Here is a 2,268-nt window from a genome sequence, read left to right as displayed (position 1 = left end):
TGACGTCAGCGTCGCGATCGGCGACCTGCTCATTCTCGGGGCGATTCTCGCGTGGACGGCGTACGTCATCATCAGCCGGCGCATCCAGACGCCGCCCATCACGGCGACGACCGTGCAGGTGGGAATGAGCGCGCTCATGCTCGCGCCCGTCATGGCTCTCGTGGGAATTCAGGCTCAGCCGAGCGCCGAGGGCTGGTGGGGGCTCGCGATCATCATTGTCTTCCCGAGTGCGCTCGCGTACCTGCTGTGGAACGTCGCCGTCACCCAGCTCGGCCCCTCGCGCACGGGCGTCTTCTTAAACTTGCTGCCGGTCTTTACGGCGATCATCGCGGTCGCGCTCGGTGACGCGTTGACCATCTGGCAGGTCATCGGCGGGCTCATTGTGCTCGCGGGCGTCTACCTGACGACACGGCCGGGCGCCACGATCACCGCTGACGAGGTGTGGGCTGCTGCAGCGTCGGCGACGGATGCTCGCGCCTCGTCGCCCGATCGCGAGCAGTCAACCGCCTCCGAGTAGCCGGCCGCGCGGCGTGCGCTGTTCCTTTTGCGCAGTGTGCGCTGTGCCGATAGCTCGGCGCGCTTGATGCCGATTACGCAGTGTGCCTGCCGCGGCATGTGCCGCGAGAGGCACATAGCAGTGACAGCAACACCGGCCCAGAGAGCAGGGCTCGCGGAAGAAGAGCTCGGGAATAACGATGCATGCGCACGCATTGACCTGAGTATGACGAAACTCGGGTTCTTGTCGTTCGGCAACTGGATGGGCGTCACCGGCTCGCGCACCCGCACGGGCGGCGAAGCGCTGCTGCAGGGCGTCGAGCTCGCGGTCGCGGCCGAGGAGGTGGGCGTTGACGGCGCGTTCTATCGCGTGCACCACTTCGCTCAAAACCACTCGAACCCGTTCCCGATGATGGCCGCCGCAGCGGCCCGCACGAGCCGCATCGAGCTCGGCACGGGCGTCATCGACATGCGCTATGAGAACCCGTGGTCGCTCGCCGAGCAGGCCGGCGCGACCGACCTGATTAGCGGCGGACGACTGCAGCTCGGCATCAGCCGGGGGTCACCCGAGAACGTCATCGACGGCTGGCGCTCGTTCGGCTACCTACCCGCCGAGGGGCAGAGTGATGCCGACATGGCGCGTGAACACACCGAGCTCTTTCGCTGCGCGATCGATGGCGAAGGCTTCGCGCCCGGTAACCCGCGCGTGATCGGCACCGCGGCGCCTCAGCCCGTGACTCCGCAGTCGCCCGGCCTCGCCGACCGCATCTGGTGGGGTGCCGGCACGCGTGCGACCGCGGTGTGGACGGCCGAGCAGGGCATGAACCTCATGAGCTCCACGTTGCTGACGGAAGACACCGGCGTGCCGTTCGACGAACTGCAGGCCGAGCAGATCGCGATGTACCGAGCCGCGTGGGCCGCGGCCGGGCACACGCGCACGCCACGGGTATCGGTGAGCCGGAGCATCCTGCCCATCATCGACGACGAAACGCAGTACTACTTCGGCGTGCAAGCGCAAGGGCCGCAACGCGACCAGGTCGGCATGCTCGACGGAGCGCAATCGCGTTTCGGCCGCTCGTACATCGGCGAGCCCGACGTGATCGCCGCCGAGCTCGCGCGCGACGCGGCGGTTCGGGATGCTGACACCTTGCTCGTCACGGTGCCCAACCAACTCGGCGTCGAGTTCAATGCTCGAATTCTCGAGGCAATTGTCAAGCACGTGATGCCCGTGGTCGACGCGGAGGTCGTGCCCTCGCTCGCGTAGCCTGCCGTGCCCGTTCGCGGTCTTGGCTGGCGGTGAGCGCTCGCGCTGCGATCTGCAGAGACACGTGCGTCACAACGCATTGACGTCAAAGCTGCTTCACAGAAGAAAGTCGCATGAAGCGATGCGGGCGTCGGTTCTTCACCGGCAGTGTGCCTACCGCGGCATGTGCCGCGAGAGGCACATTGCTCAGACAGATGGTTCTCTCCGACGCCGAGATTGAGCACAGCGCCAAGCGCGCCGAGAAAGACTTAGGCGGGGCGCACGCTCAGTGCGAGCCCGTCGGCGCTCGCCGTGTCGAGCGGGATGCCCGCCTCAAGCTCGGCGCGGGCAACGCGCTGCTCGGCGCCGCTCCACTCGTCCCGCACGATCCACGACTCGACCCCGGCCGCGCCGCTCGCGTCGAGCACAGGATGCCACCGCACGAGCTGCCCGACCCCGGCCTCAGAGACCGCGAACGTGGCGAGCTGCTCGCCGCGCGGCCCGGGCGTGAGCGCGAGGCCCGTGACCCC

At 67.9% G+C, this 2,268-nt stretch carries 3 protein-coding genes; 2 read left to right on the top strand and 1 reads right to left on the bottom strand.

The genetic code is table 11. The features are described 5' to 3' along the window. Both SFU54_RS01150 and SFU54_RS01145 read left to right on the top strand, forming a co-directional pair. Positions 1-517: DMT family transporter (locus SFU54_RS01150; protein WP_319014482.1), on the top strand; the 517-nt coding region annotated here is incomplete at its 5' end. 204 nt (positions 518-721) lie between these two features. Then, positions 722-1,759: an LLM class flavin-dependent oxidoreductase gene (locus tag SFU54_RS01145; RefSeq protein WP_319014481.1), complete on the top strand. Its 1,038-nt coding sequence runs from the start codon at positions 722-724 to the stop codon at positions 1,757-1,759. 248 nt (positions 1,760-2,007) lie between these two features. Here SFU54_RS01145 and SFU54_RS01140 read toward each other — a convergent pair. Further along, positions 2,008-2,268 (bottom strand): hypothetical protein (locus SFU54_RS01140; RefSeq protein WP_319014480.1); only part of this gene is annotated, 261 nt, incomplete at its 5' end.

The organism is Microcella sp. (assembly GCF_033763155.1).
Lineage (GTDB): Bacteria > Actinomycetota > Actinomycetes > Actinomycetales > Microbacteriaceae > Microcella.
Note: the sequence above shows the minus strand (reverse complement) of the source record. Positions and strands in the feature narration are given on the sequence as shown.

Bases quoted from the DNA above. Each gene is read 5' to 3' on its own strand.
- SFU54_RS01145 (WP_319014481.1), top strand. From the start codon at position 722: ATGACGAAACTCGGGTTCTTGTCGTTCGGCAACTGGATGGGCGTCACC.